Origin of the sequence: Collinsella intestinalis (assembly GCF_902501455.1) — a bacterium.
Classification (GTDB): Bacteria; Actinomycetota; Coriobacteriia; order Coriobacteriales; family Coriobacteriaceae; genus Collinsella; species Collinsella intestinalis.
Window position 1 is genome coordinate 808589 of the sequence record NZ_CABWIC010000007.1, and the last position, 18845, is coordinate 827433.

The 18845-nt window shown below is 64.1% G+C and carries 13 protein-coding genes; 6 read left to right on the forward strand and 7 right to left on the reverse strand.

Translation table 11 applies throughout. The annotated features are described in order from the left end of the window. Positions 1 to 104: 104 nt before the first annotated feature. The gene (gene dnaE / locus AOBCEHNH_RS05010) at positions 105 to 3908 is read right to left on the reverse strand and encodes a DNA polymerase III subunit alpha (protein WP_118271424.1); all 3804 of its coding nucleotides are present in this window, start codon (positions 3906 to 3908) and stop codon (positions 105 to 107) included. Positions 3909 to 4607: 699 nt separating this feature from the next. Between dnaE and AOBCEHNH_RS05015 the strand changes: the two genes are divergently transcribed. The 3 genes from AOBCEHNH_RS05015 to AOBCEHNH_RS05025 are packed head-to-tail and all read left to right on the forward strand — an operon-like array spanning position 4608 to position 6202. Next, positions 4608 to 4823 (forward strand): hypothetical protein, encoded by a 216-nt coding sequence (locus AOBCEHNH_RS05015; RefSeq protein WP_006722219.1) that lies wholly within the window; start codon positions 4608 to 4610, stop codon positions 4821 to 4823. Between the two features lie 4 nt (positions 4824 to 4827). Further along, positions 4828 to 5955: a hypothetical protein gene (locus AOBCEHNH_RS05020; RefSeq protein ID WP_152063383.1), complete on the forward strand. Its 1128-nt coding sequence runs from the start codon at positions 4828 to 4830 to the stop codon at positions 5953 to 5955. Between the two features lie 4 nt (positions 5956 to 5959). After that, positions 5960 to 6202: a DUF1413 domain-containing protein gene (locus AOBCEHNH_RS05025; protein WP_152063384.1), complete on the forward strand. Its 243-nt coding sequence runs from the start codon at positions 5960 to 5962 to the stop codon at positions 6200 to 6202. Between the two features lie 138 nt (positions 6203 to 6340). On the opposite strand, the gene AOBCEHNH_RS05030 is transcribed toward AOBCEHNH_RS05025, so the two are convergent. The 4 genes from AOBCEHNH_RS05030 to AOBCEHNH_RS05045 form a co-directional block, all read right to left on the reverse strand. Further along, positions 6341 to 9880: a UvrD-helicase domain-containing protein gene (locus AOBCEHNH_RS05030; protein ID WP_152063385.1), complete on the reverse strand. Its 3540-nt coding sequence runs from the start codon at positions 9878 to 9880 to the stop codon at positions 6341 to 6343. Positions 9881 to 9883: 3 nt separating this feature from the next. Continuing rightward, a complete protein-coding gene (locus tag AOBCEHNH_RS05035) occupies positions 9884 to 12886 on the reverse strand; it encodes a PD-(D/E)XK nuclease family protein (RefSeq protein WP_226803270.1) in 3003 nt (1000 codons plus the stop codon). Between the two features lie 188 nt (positions 12887 to 13074). After that, complete coding sequence (locus AOBCEHNH_RS05040; protein WP_039910428.1) at positions 13075 to 13371, reverse strand: YerC/YecD family TrpR-related protein; 297 nt, start codon at positions 13369 to 13371, stop codon at positions 13075 to 13077. A 177-nt stretch (positions 13372 to 13548) separates the two neighbouring features. Next, positions 13549 to 14610, reverse strand: a complete 1062-nt coding sequence (locus AOBCEHNH_RS05045; RefSeq protein WP_152063387.1) for an FAD:protein FMN transferase — start codon at positions 14608 to 14610, stop codon at positions 13549 to 13551. Positions 14611 to 14770: 160 nt separating this feature from the next. Between AOBCEHNH_RS05045 and AOBCEHNH_RS05050 the strand changes: the two genes are divergently transcribed. Next, positions 14771 to 15136 carry a phage holin family protein gene (locus AOBCEHNH_RS05050; RefSeq protein ID WP_006722211.1) on the forward strand — a complete coding sequence of 122 codons (366 nt, stop codon included), beginning with the start codon at positions 14771 to 14773 and terminating at the stop codon, positions 15134 to 15136. An 11-nt stretch (positions 15137 to 15147) separates the two neighbouring features. Here AOBCEHNH_RS05050 and AOBCEHNH_RS05055 read toward each other — a convergent pair whose 3' ends face one another. Continuing rightward, positions 15148 to 15588 (reverse strand): RrF2 family transcriptional regulator, encoded by a 441-nt coding sequence (locus tag AOBCEHNH_RS05055; protein WP_152063388.1) that lies wholly within the window; start codon positions 15586 to 15588, stop codon positions 15148 to 15150. Positions 15589 to 15809: 221 nt separating this feature from the next. Here AOBCEHNH_RS05055 and cysK point away from each other — a divergent pair, with 221 nt between their 5' ends. Both cysK and mnmA read left to right on the forward strand, forming a co-directional pair. After that, entirely contained in the window at positions 15810 to 16745 is a 936-nt protein-coding gene (gene cysK, locus AOBCEHNH_RS05060; RefSeq protein ID WP_152063389.1) for a cysteine synthase A, read from the forward strand. Positions 16746 to 16784: 39 nt separating this feature from the next. Next, on the forward strand, positions 16785 to 18014 hold the full coding sequence (mnmA, locus tag AOBCEHNH_RS05065) for a tRNA 2-thiouridine(34) synthase MnmA (protein WP_152063390.1): 1230 nt from the start codon (positions 16785 to 16787) through the stop codon (positions 18012 to 18014). Between the two features lie 23 nt (positions 18015 to 18037). On the opposite strand, the gene AOBCEHNH_RS05070 is transcribed toward mnmA, so the two are convergent. Next, positions 18038 to 18721, reverse strand: coding sequence for a YoaK family protein (locus tag AOBCEHNH_RS05070; RefSeq protein WP_152063391.1), 684 nt, complete (start codon positions 18719 to 18721; stop codon positions 18038 to 18040). Between the last annotated feature and the right edge of the window lie 124 nt (positions 18722 to 18845).

An 18845-nucleotide genomic window follows, 5' to 3' on the forward strand; every position in this document is an offset into this window, starting at 1 on the left:
ACTTCGCTGCAGATGCAACTATTTCCTAGTATGCCCGAATGGACGCGCATCTTACACGAGACGCGCGTCCACGGTACACATTCCCCGACCTCGGGCCGGCAAGGCTAGATCACCGTCACGCGACCCTTATTGCCCACAATGCCCTTGACCTCGGCGATCAATGGAATCGAGCGGGCGTTGACGCGTGTGGGGATCTCGGCGCGCATGGTCTGGCCATCCGCCTGCTCGATGAACAGCTCCACGCGGTCACCACCGGGGTTGGTGTTCAGGACCGTCGCCAAACGCGCCATGTTGGACTGCGAGAAGCGCGAGCTCGGGACCATAATCTCGAAGACCTTGGGGCGATTGCTCTCCTCGCTCAGCACGAGCGGCTCGATTTCCTGGGCGATGATCTGGTCGCCGCGGTCGGAACGCTCGAGCTTGCCCTTGACACGGATGAAGGCATCGGAGAGCTGCGCGCCCGTCTCGGGGTCGACCTCGCCGTACAGGTAGCCCTCGCACTGCTTGTACGTCTTGGGGAACACGACGACCGTCGCCTCGCCTTCCATGTCCTCGAGCTGCACGATGGCCATGGGGTCGCCGTTCTTGGTGACGCGCTTGCCGACGCCCGAGACCATGCCGGCCCACCAATAGGGCTTGCCCTCGGGAATCTCCTGGTTCACCGCGTTACCAGTGGGACCCATGGTCTCGAAGCCGGTGTCGATCTGGGACAGCGTGAACTCACGGGCCTTGGCGAGTGCGTACTCATACGGGCGCAGGGGGTGATCGGAGACGTAGATGCCCAGCACCTCCTTCTCGAAGGAGAGCTTCATATGTCGATCCCACTCCTGCCCGTCGGGCTCGGGGACGATGACCTCGAAACCGGAGCCCTCGACATCGCCGAACACGTCGAACAGCGAGGTCTGGCCGGCGGCGCGGTCCTTTTGGCGCTTCACCGCGGCATCGATGATGTTCTCGGGATTGTCGCGGTCGACGAAGTGCATGAGCTGACGACGCGGATAACCCGTCGAGTCGAAGGCCCCGCCCTTGATGAGCGCCTCGATGACGCGACGGTTGGCCTGGCTCGAATCCACACGCTCGACGAAGTCGTGCAGGTTCTTGAACGGGCCGCCCTTCTCGCGCTCCCCGATGATCGCCTGGGTCACGCCCTCGCCCACGCCGCGGATGCCGGCCAGGCCGAAGCGCACGCCCTCCGGGGTCGCCGTGAACTCGGTGCCGGACTCGTTGATATCCGGAGGCAGGACCGCGATGCCGTCGTGACGGCAAGCGGAGACGTAGTGCACGATTTTGTCGGTCTTGCCCGTGTAGGAGGTAAGCACGGCCGCCATGTACTCGTTGGGGTAATGGGCCTTGAGCCAGGCTGTCTGCATGACCAGGATCGCATAGCCGGCGGAGTGGGACTTGTTGAACGCGTAGGATGCGAACTCGAGGACGTCGTCCCAGATCTTCTGGGCGACCGAGCGCTTGTACCCGTTCTTCTCCGCTCCGTTCATCCAGTGGTCGTAGATCGTCTCATCCTCGCCGTCAGACCACTTGAAGACCTGGTCGGTGAGCATCTTGATCTTCTTCTTGGCCACGGGCTTGCGGATGCGCGAGTCCGACTCGCCCTTGGAGAAGCCGCACATCTCGACCGAGATGAGCATAACCTGCTCCTGGTAGACCATGGTGCCGTAGGTCTCGCCCAGGATGCCGTCGAGGCGCGGGTCGTAGGAGACCGCGGGCTCCTTGCCGTTCATGCGGTTGATGTAGCTCGTGACCATGCCGGCGCCCAAGGGGCCCGGGCGGTAGAGAGCGATCAGAGCGACGACGTGCTTGTACTCGGTGGGCTTCATGTTCTTGATCGTGGCCGTCATGCCGGCGGACTCGACCTGGAACACGCCGGCGGTACGGCCGGAGCTCATGAGCTCGAAGATCTTGGGGTCGTCGAAGGGGATGGCGTCGACGTCGATATCGATGCCGAAGCTCTTCTTGATGTTGGCCTTGGCCTTGGAAATGACCGTGAGGGTGCGCAGGCCCAGGAAGTCCATCTTGAGCAGGCCCATGTCGGCGACCGTGTGGCCTTCGTACTGGGTGATCTCGACGCCGCCCTTGGTATCGAGCTTGGTGGGCACGTGCTCGTTGACCGCATCGCGGCAGATCAGAACGGCGCAGGCGTGCACGCCCTCGCCGCGCGTGAGGCCCTCGATGGACAGCGCCGTGTCGATGATGCGGCGGGCGTCCTCGTCCTTTTGATACGCCTCGACGAAATCGGGGCTGTACAGGTCCTCCTTGCCCGGCTGCTTCTCGAGCACCTGCTTGAGCTTCACGCCCGGGTCGGCGGAGACCATCTTGGACAGGCGCTGGCCCATGTAGACGGGATAGTCCAACACGCGGGCAGCGTCGTTGATGGCCTGCTTGGCCTTGATGGTGGAGTAGGTGATGACGTGGGTGACCTTCTCGGGGCCATAGAGCTGTCGAACATGCTCGATGACCTCGAGGCGCCGCTCATCGTCGAAGTCCATATCGATATCGGGCATCTCGGTACGTTCGGGAGAGAGGAACCTCTCGAACATGAGGCCGTTCGAGAGCGGGTCGAAGGTGGTGATGTCCATGGCGTAGGCGACCAAGGCGCCCGCAGCCGAGCCACGGCCCGGGCCGACGCCGATGCCGTTTTGCTTGGCCCAACGGACGTACTCGGCGACGATGAGGAAGTACGCGGCGAAGCCCTTGTCGCAGATGACCTTGTACTCGAACTCGAAACGCTCGCGGATGTCGACGCCGCCGATCTCACGCCCGTCCCAATCGTCGCCGTAGCGCTTGGCGAGGCCTTCCTCGCACTCGCGACGGAACTGGCTCTCATGGGTCTCGCCCGGGTCGAGCAGAGGATAGTTCGGCAGGATGATGCTGTCCCAGTCGAGCTCGACGTTGCACTTCTCGGCGATCTCGACGGTGTTGTCGCAGGCCTCGGGGCAATACGGGAACAGGGCCCGCATCTCCTCCTCGGTCTTCATGTAGAACTCCGAACCCTCCATGCGGATGCGGTTCGGGTCGTCGATCTTGGAGTTCGTGCCGATACACATGACGACGTCCTGGACCGGCGCGTCCTCGCGCGTGAGGTAGTGGAAATCGTTGGTTGCGATGACCTTGACGCCCACCTGCTCGGCGATTTGGATGAGGGTACGGGAAAGCTCCTCGTCGGTGATGCCGGAGTCGGTCGTGATGCCGTGCTCCTGGATCTCGATGTAGAAATTGCCCGGCTCGAACGTGTCGCGGAAGGTCTCAGCCCACTCGATGGCGGTCGCCATCTCACCGCGGTCGATGCACTTGGGGATGATGCCGGCGATACACGCGGAGCTGGCGATGAGGCCCTCGCGATGACGGCGCAGGTTGTCCAGCGTCACGCGCGGCTTGTAGTAAAAGCCCTGCACGGCGGCCTCGGAGACCGTCTGCATGAGGTTGACGTAGCCCTTCTCGTTCTGGGCGAAGAGCACCATGTGGTAGAGCTCGGGCTTGCGGTCGCGCGCAAGGGTCTCGTCGGGGGTGAAATACACCTCGCAACCGAAGATGGGCTTGATGACCAGCGGCGGCTTGAGCTCGTCGATATTGCCCTTCTCGTCCCACATCGCGAGGTCCTTCATGTGCTGCTCGTAACCGCGCGGATCGGACTCTTGATCGGGGCACTCGAGCTCGTCGCGACGGCCCTTCTCCAAGAAGGATTTGTCGTGGCTCCAGACCTTGTACTCGGGCGTGCCGTGGTTCACGGCGTCGCAGGCGAGGCCGAGCTCGGGGACACCGTACATGTAGCCGTGGTCGGTGATGGCCACGGCGGGCATGCCCAGCTCGACGGCGCGCGACACCATGTCCTTGATGCGCGTCGCTCCGTCCAGCATGGAATAGACGGTGTGGTTGTGCAGGTGAACGAATGCCATGTGCTGGATCTCCAATGTGATGTGCTAAGAATACGCAACCCCGCTCCGCCCAAAACCTCAATTTAGGGACAGTCCCTGAATTGAGGTTTTGGGATGGGGTCCTTTCGAACGCCTACGATTCTAACCGAGCACGCGGACAGAACGCATGTGCGCACATGCCTCACGCAAAGGTTCACAGCATGTTCGATTCACCTTCGCCGATAAGATCCCCATATCTCTCGTAGACCCCTGCATCGAATTTCTGAAACTCGGGGATATACGTTTCGATAACCACTTGAACCAAACGATTCGCAATTGACTATATCCACATCGAGTAGTGCCTAGAGCTCGTTTTCGACACAATCGGCAAAGCGATTGAACGATGGACGGCCGGCAACCGCGATGTCGGAGTCCCTCTTAAGGCAATTCGTCACGCGCGCCCTCGGCCCAAAGAGCACAAGACGCTCAGCCCCCTCCTCCTCCTCCGCGATGCGACGCAACTGCGCAATTATGTCCTCCATGAGCGCTGGAACCGTTTTCCTCCTTGCCACATGCTTTCAGACCAACACGGCCACACCGATTGTGGCCGCAAGCATCTCTCAGACATCAAAATGCAGCCCGAATGAGCGGCACACGCCCCGGACGCACATGAATGGCCGTTGACAATCCCCCCCGAGGTACTTTGACCCCATGTAGCCATCCACGTGCAAAGGAGCATCCATGAAAGAATATGCGCCCATCAAATGCCCGGTCTGCGGCGAGATGTATGACTGGAAATATGTCGGCTCCGACAAGCAAGGCTTCAGCGCTGGAAAGGCAGCGGTTGGCGCCGTCGCCTTTGGCCCCCTCGGCCTCGCCGCGGGGGCCCTGGGCAAGAAGAAGTCCACCTACTATTGCGGCAAGTGTGGTTTTTCGCGCTCCTACGATGTGAGGTAAGAAGATGAAAGTCGCCATCGACCTCCCTCTCCGTGAATTGCTTCAGACGGCGCTGGACTATTTCGCAACCACGCCGGCACTCGATGTAGTTTCGCTCCAATACACCTCTCGCGATGGAGAGGGTCACGAAAAATACCTGAGAGATGCTTCGAGCTTTCAAATGGGAGGCGCCCTCGATACCTGGCTCCCGGATGGCTTGACTACTAAATTGGAAGTCCAAGTCAGAACGAACCTCATTCCCACAACCCTGCCGGACGACATCGTTGAAATCATTGCGCTGAACTCTTCTCTGTATCCCTCCACCATACGAAACATGATTCTGAGCGACAGAGAGCTTGCCGACGGTGGAAAAAGCGGACGCTTTGGCTCACGCATCCTATCATTTGAGCTAAGGAACGGCAGCAATGAGGGAACCACCGTCTTCACCTTCGATGACTGTCGTTACAACGAGTCATACATCTGGCCCCTCAACTTCAGAGGTTCTGGGATCACAGCGATTTCCCAATCCGTTGGCAAACAGGTCGAATACTCCTATGAACCAGAACCCACCATCAAGGATTATCTTGATTCCCTACGCCAAGACGGCCGCAAGGTGGCTTGCCCCACATGCGGAGAACCCTTTGTCGGCGAAATACCCTGCATGACTCCGCTATGCGTACAGGCTCGCAAACAGGAGGCCGAGGACTATGCTCGCCATAGAAGCGAGGTCCAAGAATGGCTAATCAACGAGACCAGGGAGGGCCGCATCAACTCCGCTGTTGAATTCGAGAAGTGCCAGAAGAAGCTGAAAGCCGAATACCCGGATGCAGCGGTGCTCATCGCCGGAGCCTTCGGAAGAGCGATCAAGCAAGTGATAGCAGCCTACTGGGAAGCCAACCCCGATCTCAAGGCAATTGTGGATGAGGAAGCCGAGAAGTATGCCAATGAGGCAAGCGCATGCGACCGAGAGGCAAAACGTCTTGCGGACGAGCTCGATTCACTCCCTGGCTTCAAGCTGTTCGGTAATGGGGCGCTAAAAGCACAAAAGGACGAACTCGCAAAAGGCATCGAGAAAGCAACTGAAGACGCAAAGAGGCACAGGGAGAAGCGCGACAAAGTCCTCGATCAACTCAAGCGACTTCCCAAGCGGTGACAAAATGAGATCTGCAAATTTCGATGCAATGTTCGGCGAGGCACAGCAAGCGATTGATCAACTTGATCCAAGAACGGCCTTCGAAGTGAAGTCCCTGTTCAAAGGAACTACGTGGAGCGATCTGCAACGTGGGGAGAAGATCAGCTTTGGCGTATTTTTCTCTAAGAAATACCAAAGCGGGGCCCTTCCCTCCATCGAAAAGATCGAACGCGGCAAAAACAACCACACCCGCTATCGCAAACTCTAGTTTCCACGTACGCCGATAAAACTCAGAGCAAGCTCATGTGGCCCAGATTCGCACTGATGCCGAATCTGGGCCACACTCCTGCCGGTGCTGAACGGTGCCGGCGCACCTCAATTTAGGGACAGTCCCTAAATTGAGGTTTTACAGCTCGTACGTGACGACCTGGGGCTGCACGGGATCGGCGGGGTCGGGAACCTCGACGCGGACGAACCTGAGCGTCACTTGCTCGTACCCGGCCTTGTGCAAGACATCGGCGTAGACGCTCGCTTGAAGGGCGTGCTTCTCCTGCAGCTGCTCGGGCGTCTCGAGCGAGCTCCCACCGGTCTTGTAGTCGATCAGCAGAGCACGACCGGGACGGGCGGCATCAGTGCACAGCAAGTCGATGGCACCCTCGGCATAGGGCCCGAAGCGCTCCACAAGCCCATCCATGCCGAGGGAGTAGAACGGCACCTCGGCACGACAACACGGCCAGGCAAGGGCCTCGGCGCGCACGTCGCTGGAAAGCCAGCGCGCAACCGCCTCATCGAAACGCTCGCGCTGGGCGGCCGTGCAGCCCCAGTAGCGACATAGGGCGTCGGCACGCTCGACGGGCAAATCGGCACGGTCGAGCTCGATCAGCCACTGGCAAGCGGCATGGAAGGCGCTGCCGAGCGCCGTCGGGTCCCCCTCGTGCGACGGAACGGCCCGCTCATCGCGCGGCGCCTCAACCCCATCCGACACCGCGGTCTCCCCCGCCGCCTCCGCAATAGGGGCCTCCGCAGGCTCGGGATGGTCCTCGGCTTCCTCGTGCAGCTCCGCCGAGACCGACGAGTAGCTGTAGGAATCGCGTGGGGCACGTTCGGCGGGCACGACGCGCATGTACACGTTCGCGGGCTCCACGAGCGTGAAGGAGTCCATCGGCTCGGGCACGGGGGCATCCGCAACCGGGTCCTCCGCGTCGGCGAGCGCGGCATTCGCCTCATATACGACGCCACCATACGAGAAGTCCCTAAGGGCGATCAGCTCGAAATCGCCCGCTTGTGCGTTGTCGAACACGAGGCGATCGCACGTGAGGGAGGCGCCGGCGTCGGGCAGGATGCGCTCGAGCACGGCGGGCGTGAGGTCCAGCTCGGGCTTGAGCGTGAGGGCCGACCCCTTGCCGCGGCCGACAGGGGCGTCCATCGCGAGCAAGCAAACCTCGCGGGCGCGCGTCATGGCGACGTACAGGAGGCGAGCGCGCTCCTCGAGCGCGAGGCGGTCCTCCTCGTCGCGCATGGACAACCATGCCTCGGCGGCCGACCCGGTCGCGCACACGTCATCGACCAGGCTCGCGTCGAGCCAGGGACCCGTGGCGCCCGAGCCGCTCAGGTACTTCTTGAACTGCTTCTCAACCTCGGCGCCCTCTATCAGCGACCCGAGCGAATCGCGACAGTCCGGGAAACGGCCCGGCAGCGCGACGAGGTCGAGCGTGCCGTCGTCGCGGCGCACCGACTGCATGCGCGCGGAATTGGAGCGGATGCCGAAGCACTCGGACACCGCGACCACGGGGAACTCGAGGCCCTTGGACGCATGCACCGTCATGATGCGGACTGCATTGCCACCCTCCTCGTTGAGGGCTCCCGGCGCCTGCTTACCCGTCAGGAAGCGATCGTAGGCGAGCGCCACCTGACGCGGTGCATTGCCCAGTTCCGCCTCGGCCTCCGCGACCGCGTCGATGGCCTTGAGGACGTTCGCTGCCTGCGCGCGACCCTCCGCCCCGCGCTCGGCGAGACGGACCATCCAGCCGGACTCGTTGACCACGTCGCGCACGATCGAAGCGAGCGGTTCTTTCCCCAGGCGCGAGAGAGCGCGGCGCAGGACCGTGCGGGCGCGGGCGAGCAGCGGAAGGTCGCCGAAGCCCGGGGCGTCGTCGTCAAACAGGATGCCGAGCTCGATATTGCGACGGCGGGTCTCGCCGGTCTGCGCGTCCCACGCCGTTGCCAGCGCGAGGAATTCCTGGACGCCCAACGCGAACAGCGGAGAGGCGAGCACGGGGGCCAAGCCCTGTGCGGTGTCGGCGAGATTGCCGAGCATATGCACGAGTGCGCGGATGGTCTTGGCCTCCTCCGTGGAGGCGAACACCGAACCGCCGCTGATCACGCAGTCGAGGCCCTGTGCGCGAATGGCATCCGCATAGACGCCCGCGCGGGTCATTCCGCCCAACAACAGGACCATGTCGCCTGCGGGTTGACCGGCATCGGCGAGGGCGCGAAACCGCTTGGCGATGGCCTCGGCCTTGGCCGCCGTGCGCTCCTCGGTGGTGCCGCCCGCGACAAGCAGGGCCTGACGACGCGAGGCGCCCGCAACCCGCAGGCCGTCGGCGCGCCCGTCGTGCGGGAGCAGGTTGAGGAAGCTGGGCATGATGCCGCCCTGTCCGTCGTCGAAGACGCGTGCGACATACTCGAGCACCTCGGCGTGGCTGCGGAAGTTCTTGACGAGCTTGACCACGGACCCTTCGGAACCCGCAGCGGCCCCCTGCTCGATGCGGCGCTGGGCGCGGCGGAACACCTCGACCTCGGCGCCGCGAAAGCGGTAGATGGACTGCTGGGCGTCGCCCACGGTGCACAGCGCGCGACCGCCCTCGCCCGTCAGGAAGTTGATGAGGTCGACCTGTTGCTGATCGGTGTCTTGGAACTCGTCGATCATGACCATCGCGAATTTGCCCGCATACGCATCGCGGATACGGGGGTGATCGCGCAGCGCCTCATAGGTGAGGCGGAGCAGGTCGTTGTTGTCGAGTGCCGAGCGCTCCGCCTTGAGCGCGGAGTACTCGTCGCCGACGGAGCGGGCAAGGGCGAGCAACTCGTCGAGGGCGGAGCCTCCGAGAGCCAGATAGGCGTTGATGAAGGCATCGGCGGCCTCAGCCTTGAGCAAAGCCACCTGCTCCTTGGGAAACGCCTTGCTCGGGCGGGGCATGCCGCAGGCGAGCATGCACGCCGCGAGGTCCCCGCGCGTCTGCGGACCGCATCCATAGGCCTCGAGGGCATCCAACGCGATGCGCGCGGTCTCGGCCGCCTTGGCACTCGCGCCGAGACATTGGCGATAGGCGTCCATGAGACCCGAGAAATCCACCGAACCGCGGATGAGGTGCATGTCGTCGAAGCCGTGACGCGAGGCACTTGCGCGCTCGAGCAGGGTGCGTACCAGGCGCTTAGCGCTCGTGCCCGCCTCAAAGCCGCTCGGGTCCAACTCACCGGACAGCGCGTACCACTCCTGCAGCTCGCGCAAGCCGCCGCGCTCCCGCGCAATCACGGCATCGACTGCCCGGTCCATAAGCGGGCCGGAGACGGACTCGTCCAAAACGCTGAATTCGGGGTCGAGGCCGAGCTCGAGCGCATGAGCGCGCAGGATGCGCGAGCACATACCGTGTATCGTCGAGATCCACGCGTCGTCGACCTGCAGGGCGATGTCGCCCATGCCCTCCTCGATGAGGGCCCCGCGGACGCGCTCGCGAATCTCGGCGGCGGCGTCTTTGGTGAACGTGATGGCCAGCACCTGGTCGAGATTACGGATGAAGGGGCCGGACTCGGGCGAGAGCGCCCATAAGATCCTGCGCGTCAGGGTGAAGGTCTTGCCGGAACCGGCGCCCGCCGAGACGAAAAGCGGTCGGTCGAGAGTCGTCACGATATCGCGCTGCTGCGGCATGAGGGTGGAAAGGTCCATTGGTTATGCGTCCCTCCGCTCGAATCCAAGATCATGGTTGAATGCGCACCGTGCGCCCGGCTTCTCCGCCGCCGAGACGTCGCCCGCCTCGAGGGCGTCCAACTTGCGCGCGATGGTCTGCTCGACTCGTTCGAGCAACTCGTCGAAGCCCATGGTGCCTCCGTGCTCGGCGTCGGGGAAACCCGTCCGCAAGCCCGGCACGCGCCCGTCACCAGACTCGACCTCGACGAACTCCTCCGAAACGGCGCCACGCATGGCGGGAGCGCCGCCCTTGGTCGAGAAATAGAGGGCGCCGCGGGCATCGAGCGCGAGCTCGGAATGGCGCAACGCCTGGGCATAGATGAGCGACTGCGCGTGCTCGGGCAGCCAGTCGGGGTCATCGGCGGGAACGGCGCCGTCACGCTTGGCGACCGTTGGGTCCGTCAGCTTGAAGGCGTTGACATCCATGCGGTGCTTATAGTCGATGACCATCGCGCGGCCCTCCGCGTCGACGTCCACGCGGTCGATACGTCCACCGAGCGGACGGCCGGCGTACTCGACCCCAAGGCCGTTGAAGGAGTACTCGAGGTATGCGGGCGCGAAGGGCGCCAACGCCCCCGCCTCGTAACGGACCACCGCCTCGAGCTGCGGCAAGATCTCGTCCACCTGCACATGCTCGAGAGCCGAGTGAGCGACGAGCGCAGCGGAGCTCGAGGTCTTGTTGCGCGCGTGCTCCGCACGGACGCAATCGAACACATCCCGGAGCTTTTCCAGACACGCCTCGAGATTCTCAGGCGTGACACGGGGAACACCCTCCTCGGTAAGCTCGGCGTGCAGGCGATACATGACGTCGTGGACGAAATTGCCCTTCTCCATATTGCCGAATCCCGCATCAAGCGACTGCGGGCGAACTCGTGAGGACATGAACCAGCACAGAGGACAGGTCACGTACCCCTCGATCTGGGAGGCGGACAGCTGACGCGGCACGAGGCGCGATGGGTCGTTTGGATCACGCTGGTAGAGCACCAGGTGGCGGATGGCGTCCTCGCCCAGCTCCTGCGGGGGAAGGCACGCCACACGCCGACGCTTCAGGCCCATGCCGGCGGCGGTGTCGAGATCGGCCGCGATGTCGCCCTCGCCCACCGAGGTCACGGTCACGACACGCCCCGCCGCGCGGACGGCGGCGGTGAGCTCCGTCCACATCGCTGCGGGATAGCGGTCCTTGGCCTGACGGTCGTGTGTCACGCGGGCCAGGACCGCGCGGCTGTGAGCGGCCGCCAGCGCGCGGTCGAACAGGTCGCGCAGACGGGCGGCGGGCTCGAGCTCCATAGGCGCGGCTCCGAGCTTGGCGGCGAGGGTCGAAAGCGCGCCCTCCTCATGCGAAAGCGGGAAGTTGTCGACATCCACGTCGGCGACGAAGACGGCGTCCACGGAACCGGCGGGCAGCAAGGCCGCTTCGGCGAGCGTCATGAACCGCACGCAGGGCATATCCGCATCGCCCTCGTAGCCCGTGTGCGCAAAGTCGGTCGACTCCGTGCGACGGCGGGCGGAGACGGTCAGGCCATCCAACACCGTGACGGCGGCGGATTGGCAAACGTCCAGCTCGTGAGCGACATCGGTCAAGGTCTCGATGGCCTTGGCGGCCATGGACACCTCGACTCCGGCGCGGACCGACCCGTCCCTCCAACCGAATGCGCTGGGGGGCAGGGCGCCGGCGACGGCACACATGGCCTTGAGGGCCGAGACTGGACGCTCCTGCCACAAATAAGAGACGACGCTCGCGCACACGGCGGGCACCTGCGCATAGGGTTTGGACTGGTCGGAGCGCTGACGCTTGGTCGTCGTTTGGCTCTGATAGCTCTGCAACGTGCGCAGGACCGCCTCGGGTGTCAGGGATCGGTTGGATCGGATCTTCTTGTCGAACATCCGGGCGGAATTGGAATCCATGCCGGAAAGCGGCGAGTAAAGCCAATCGGCGAGCTCCGGCGCAGGCCACCACGTCGCCGCGCGCTCGGGGTCCTCCCCCGCATCCTTCATGCGGGCAACCACATCGGACAGGGCAGCGAACTGACGGCCGACTGCGGTCTGGCCGAACCGCGCGGCCAACGTGCATTCCGAGCTGATTCCGCGAGCCGCCAGGCGGGGCGAGACCTCTTCGAACACCTCGGAGGGGCGGGCTGCGGCCACCACCACGTCACGCCCACCCCCCACGAGATCGGCAAGGGCGCTCGCGTAGGCGGCGCCGCGGGCATGCGGGCCTGCGACCTCGAGGAACTCTGGGTCCCCCTGGAAGCGCGACGCGGGGCGGCCGTCATCGAGCCCGACCGTCTCGATGGAGGCGTCGAGCTCCGATGCGAGCGAACGCTGGTCGGGGTTGAGGAGCAAGGCGACCTCGCCCGCACCGGCGACGGCCCTCAAAAGGCGCATCACGTGACCGGGCAGACGGGGAACATCGCGCACGGCGACGAAGCGCGCGCACGCGGGGGCGCCATCCCCGACAAGGCCCGCCAAGATGGACGCAGCCTCCGAAGCCTCGACGAGGCCGCGCGCGGCGAGCATGTCGGCGTAAGCGCGCACCAGGCAAAACACCACCCGCTCCGATTCGCCGTCGGGCTCGGCCTCCCTCCTCCCCAGCACGGCGGGGGCGGCGATCTCGGGCAGCAGGGCCTCGACGATCTGGGAGATGAGGCGCACCGTTCCCGGGTTATCGCGCAGCGGGGCGATCTGGCCGGCATCTCGCCGGTCCATGAGGGCCGAGACGAGCATGCGGCGCTCAAGCGGAGACACCACGCGGCGGCCATCGCCGAAGAGCTCCCACAGCCCCTCGATCCAAGCCTCGGGCGTTGTCACGTCGACGCCCGTGCCGACGCGCGCGTCTGCCAAGGCGCGACGGCACACGTCGCGCTCGGCGAACGAGGGCACCAACAGCGTGGCACGGCCGCACGCGCGTGCGGCATCCTCGAGCAGCGATATCTCGGCACCCGTGAGTGCCGTCACGGATTGCGTCGTATAGACTTTCAGCCCCATGCTCCCCATCCTCGGTAGAAGTTGCATAGCCCTATCCTACACGCCCGCGCGGACACCATCGCGCTCCGAAGAACACGCTCCCGCGCAATCGCGCCAAAGTGCGGGCGCCCTCCCGACACGCAAGAGAAACCGCCCCCCGCAACCTTATGGCCGCGAGGGGCGGAATCTTCTGACCGTGCTGGCCCGCGCTACTGATCGCCGAACTTGACAAGCACCTTGCGGTAGCCGCCGTACTCGCCGTTGAGCGACTTGGAAACACGGCTCACCGTGGTTGAGGAGGCGCCGGTACGGGCCTGGACCTCGACATAGGGCTCGCCCTCATCCAAGTACCGGGCGACCTGCAGGCGCTGGGCGAAATCGCAGATCTCACGCGGGGTACACAGATCGGTCAGGAACGCGCGAATCTCATCGGGGCCCTCGACGAGCTGAAACGCCTCGACGAGCTGGTCCACATCGGGACGCTCGAACATCTTCTCGATATTCAACGGAACCACCAACCTTGCCGCATTGGGCACATAACCGCCCTGGCGATGCGCCGAGGGCATCCATAACGTAAAAATGGCAGCGCGCACGCCACCTTGGCACAGTTTATCACAGTAGCGTGCTAAAGCACTCCATGCGGGCGGACGGGGGCGCACCGTCGGTGAAGGGCGCGTCGGATCCTACCAGCGCGGGAGCGTGGGCACCAAAGAGAGCCTGTCGGCAATGCCCGACGTCCAACGCACCTCGTCCGCATCGCTGATGAACACGCCCTCGACGCCGTCGATCCCCTCGACGAACGCCGGGCCCTCGTCCATGCCCAACATAAGCGCCGCAGTCGAATAGCCGTCGCAGTCGATCGACGCGGACGCGATGATGGTCGCACTCGCCACGTCGGTGCGCGCGGGCATGCCGTCCATGGGATTCAAGATATGGTGGTACGTCCGCCCTCCCCGTGTGAAGCGTCGCTCATGCAGGCCGCTCGTCACGACCGACCCGTCCGAGACATCGACGATGGCGCGGTAATGAGCCGGGTCGCGCGGGTTGACGATGCCGATCTTCCAAGGGGCGCCGGCGTGCACGGGCGGACGGGCCGCGTCATCTCGAGGCCTTCCGCCTCGCACGAGCACATTGCCGCCCAGGTTGATGACGAAACGCTCGACGCCGTGATCCAGGAGAATGCCAGCCAGGTCATCGGCGATATAGCCCTTTGCCACGCCCCCTAAGTCGAGCACCGTCTCGGGGTCGTCTATCGACAACGTCGGCGCGGCGGCGGTACCGCCGAGGTGGATGTGGGAGCACCCCAGGTGCGGCAGCGCGCGTGACAGGGACAACGGACTGGGGACCACACCCTCGTGGAAATCCCACAGACGCGTCACCGTCCCCATCGTGACGTCGAAGGTCCCGCGGCTGCGTTCGCAATACCCCAAAGATCGGCGGATGAGGTCGGCCGTCTCGGGCGCGATGCCGACTTCCGCGGGCGCGCAGGAATGGGCACGGCAGATGTCGGACTCGGGCCTCGTGCGCGACAGACGGTGCTCGAAATACAGGCAGCGGTCCCTGCACGCGGCGAGGGCGGTGTCGAGCCGCCGGCTCACCGCCGGGTCCGAGACGGATTGCCCATCGGACGCATAGGCGTGGAAATGAACCTCGGTGTTAAAGATGAAAAACGAGATGACGCGAGAGGCATCGTCCCCGCGCTCCGCGACGGCCTCCCGGGCGTCGCCGTATTCATAGCGTTGCATGTCGCTCCTCACGCCTGATGGCCCATGCGTGGTATGGGTAGAATGAACGAGGTGGCCGAGCCGGCGCAGGCGCCGATTTGCCCATCATACCCCCGACCGGCGCGCCGAGTCGACGAGCGATCCGCGTCTCGCAGCACCGAACCTACCCGAAAGGCCTCCCATGCGCTTTTTCCTCAATTGGCTCCTGACGTCCATCGCCATCGCCGTCGCCGCGTTCATCGTCCCCGGCATCCAGCCCTTCGGGACCGCGGACCCCTGGCTCAGCTTCGCCTTCGTGGGTCTGTTCCTCGGGCTCGTCAACTCCCTGGTGAAGCCGCTTATCACGGTCATCTCCCTGCCGCTCACCTGCCTCACCGTGGGCCTGTTCCAACTCGTGGTGAACAGCTTCATGCTCGAACTCGCCAGCTGGCTGTCCGTAAACCTTCTTGGTTCCGGTATCTCCATCAGCGGCTTTGGCGCCGCCCTGTTCGGCAGCATCGTCGTGAGCATCGTATGCACGATGCTCGGGGTCGCCACAAACGACTAGGGGCTCAGAGCCTAGGATATGCAGGGGCCCGACGGCTCCTCGAGCGATTCGTCGCGCACCAGGTCCGCCAACGTCACTCCGTTCAGGTAATTCTCGATCAGGGAATCGAGCTCGCGCCACACACGGACGGTCCGACAGTGTTCCGCGCGGTCGCAACCGTCGTGGCCGTGCTCCAAACAGGCAACCGGGCACAGCGAGCCCTCCGTCAAACGCAAGACCTCACCGATGGTGAAATCCTCGGGTTCACGCGTGAGGCAATAACCGCCCCCCTTGCCGCGCAACCCGGACAGCAACCCATGGCGCACCAACGTCGTGAGGATGTTCTCGAGGTATTTCTCAGAGATCCCCTGGCGGGCGGCGATCTTCCTGAGAGGCGTGCGCCCGTCGGATCGATGCTCCGCGAGGTCGATCATCACGCGCAACGCATAGCGTCCTTTTGTCGACACCAGCATGATATCCGCACCTCCGTCTCGTCTGTTCCACTGGCCAAAGCATAGCAGACAACCCCCTGCGGCATATGGGTTATTTCTCGTAAACGGATGAAAGGGAGCTGCTGAATTTTAACTCGACCCCACCAGCCGACATAATTCCTATGTTTTTGGTATGATTTTGTGTGCGCAAACAAACCGACAGCGACGGCTTACAATTACCGACACCGTGCAAAGGAGTAGATATGACCCGCATCCACACCTCCCTCGACGAGCTCGTGGGCAACACGCCCCTGCTTGAACTCGTCCGATTCGAGCGCCAACTCGACCTCAAGGCGCGCGTGCTCGTGAAGTTGGAGCGTCAAAACCCCGCCGGCTCGGTCAAAGACCGCGTCGCCCTCAACATGCTGAACGAGGCGGAGGCCGCCGGTGTCATCGCGCCGGACGCCGGCTACACCATCATCGAGCCGACGAGCGGAAACACCGGCGTCGGTCTGGCAGCCCTGGCGGCGGCGCGCGGATACCGACTCGTGATAACCATGCCGGAGACGATGAGCGCCGAACGGAGGGCCCTTCTCGCCGCCTATGGCGCCGAACTCGTGCTCACCCCGGGCACCGAGGGTATGAAGGGCGCGATCGCCCGAGCCGAGGAGCTCGCGGCGAGCACCCCCAAGAGCTGGGTCGCCGGCCAGTTCACCAATCCATCGAACCCCGCGGCCCATATGGCAACCACCGGCCCCGAGATCTGGCGCGACACCGAAGGAAACGTCGACATCTTCGTGACGGGCGTCGGGACGGGCGGCACCATCACCGGAGTGGGGCGCTATCTCAAGCAGATGAATGAGGGCATCCGTGTGGTCGCCGTCGAGCCCGCCGGCTCGCCCGTGCTCTCAGGCGGATCGGCCGCGCCCCACGCCATCCAGGGAATCGGCGCGGGCTTTGTGCCCGAGGTGCTCGACACCGACGTGTACGATGAGGTCATCCCCGTGAAGGACGAGGATGCACTCGCCTGCGGCCGCGCCCTCGCACGGCAGGCGGGCGTTTTGGCCGGCATCTCATCGGGAGCCGCCACCTGGGCAGCCCTCGAGCTGGCGAAGCGCCCCGAAAACGCCGGAAAAACCATCGTTGCCCTGCTCCCCGATACCGGTGAGCGCTACCTCTCCACCGCCCTCTTCGCCTAGTCGCACGCACCACGCCAAGCACTTACGCAAAGGAGACCCATGACCCGCAAGCGCGTACTCGTCGCCATGAGCGGCGGCGTCGATTCGAGCGTCACCGCCTACCTGCTCACCCAGCAGGGGTACGACTGCCTTGGCGCCACCATGTTGCTGCACGGCGATGCCGCGCCCGGTGCCTGCGGCAGCGGGTCGGACGCCGACGACGCCGCCGCGATCTGTGCACGCCTGGGCTTCCCCCACGAGGTCATCGACATGCGCGAGACCTTCGAGCGCCATGTGGTGGAGAAATTCGTCCGGACCTATGAGACAGGACGCACCCCCAATCCCTGTATCGATTGCAACCGCCACCTCAAGTTCGACGCGCTGCTCTCCTACGCCCGTGAACACGATTGCGATTTCATAGCCACGGGCCATTACGGGCGCATCGGCACGCTCGCCGAGGGCGGAGGCGGCGCGGCTCGGCGCGGCAAAGAGCAGGAGCTCGTCGACAGAATCGCCGGGCGGACGGGCACATCAAACGCCGTCCACACCCTCAGCTGCGCGCTCGACCCCTCAAAAGACCAGAGCTACGTGCTGTATTCGCTTACACAGGAACGCCTTGCGCGCACCCTGTTGCCCCTCGGCGGACTGTTCAAGGAGCGCGACGTGCGCCGAATCGCCCGCGAGCAGGGCTTTGAGAATGCAGGCAAGCGAGACAGCCAGGGCATCTGCTTCGTCCCGGACAACGACTTCGCCACCTACATCGAAAAGCGCAACGGAGCGCCGTTGCCGGAGGGCGATATCGTGAACACGAGCGGTCACGTGCTGGGACGCCATCACGGGGCGATTCGCTACACCGTGGGCCAGCGCAAAGGGCTGGGCGTGGCCTGTGCACATCCCGTCTACGTGACGGGCATCGACGCCGTGGCGAACACGGTCACTCTGGGAGAGGTAGCCGACCTCATGGCGAGCGGCCTCGTGGCCGATGACTGGATTTGGAGCGCGCCGGCAAACGTCATGGAAGAGCTCTTGGACGAGGCGGGCGAGACGGGCCTGCCCGTGAGCGCCAAGATCCGCTACCGTCACCCCGCACAGCCCGCGCGCCTGCGCAGAGCAACGTGCGGCACGACCGGATCGTCGGCGGGAGCGAACGCGATCGCCGAGAACGCGGCGAACGCCTTCGAGCTCATCTTCGACTCGCCCGAACGCGGCATCGCCCCCGGCCAGGCAGTCGTGGCATATGCCGGCGATATCGTCTTGGGCGGCGGCACCGTGGTGAGGGCGATCAAGTAGCCCGTACACCGGGCGAACGAACGCTACTTCCCCGCTGCCTCGCACTCCCCCGCAGCCTCGCGGTCGGAAAACATCATGAAGAACGCCGCGAGCAACAGTAGCGAGCAGATGCCGATGGCCGAGAGCCCGAATCGCTCGAGACTCCAGTTGCCGAGCACGGCACCGCATACGAACACAGTGATCACGCCGAAGTACAAAAGCCCGTTGACCAGGAAGCCGCGCTCATGCGTGATGATGTAGTCGTCGACGTTTTGCAGAGCGCTGCGCAAGTTGCCGATGCACATGGTGGTGGCAATGCCACGCCCGCGGATCTTGCGAAAACTCTCGACCTGCATGCCGCAAGCGAGCGAGGTGAGACCGTTGGCGAGCATGTTGTGCTCAGGGGGCAGCAGGCCGACACCGAGCAAGATGAGAGCCTCGACCAAGACTGTGAGCTGGCGCCAATGCAAGACGCTGACAAACCGTTCATGCACCAAGTCGCTCATCATGATGCCGACGGAAAAGCACAGGACCGGCAAGAGGAAATGCATGGCGAGGGGGATGTTGCCCTCGGAGATGTGCACGCCGACGAGCAAGATGTTGCCCGTCTGCGCGTTGGCGAACACGCCGCCGCGACCGACGTAGGAATACACGTCCATGAAGCCACCGACCAACGCCAGGATGACGCCGAGCTCGATCGACTCGGATACTTGCTTCGCGCGCTCCATGCGCCCTTCCCCCTCACATCGGCCAACGGAAATCTTGTACAGCATATGCCATGCCGAACCTCAATTTTGAGACCGTCTCCCCAAATTGAGGCACTTAACGCCTTCTTTACAAACCTACCCAATT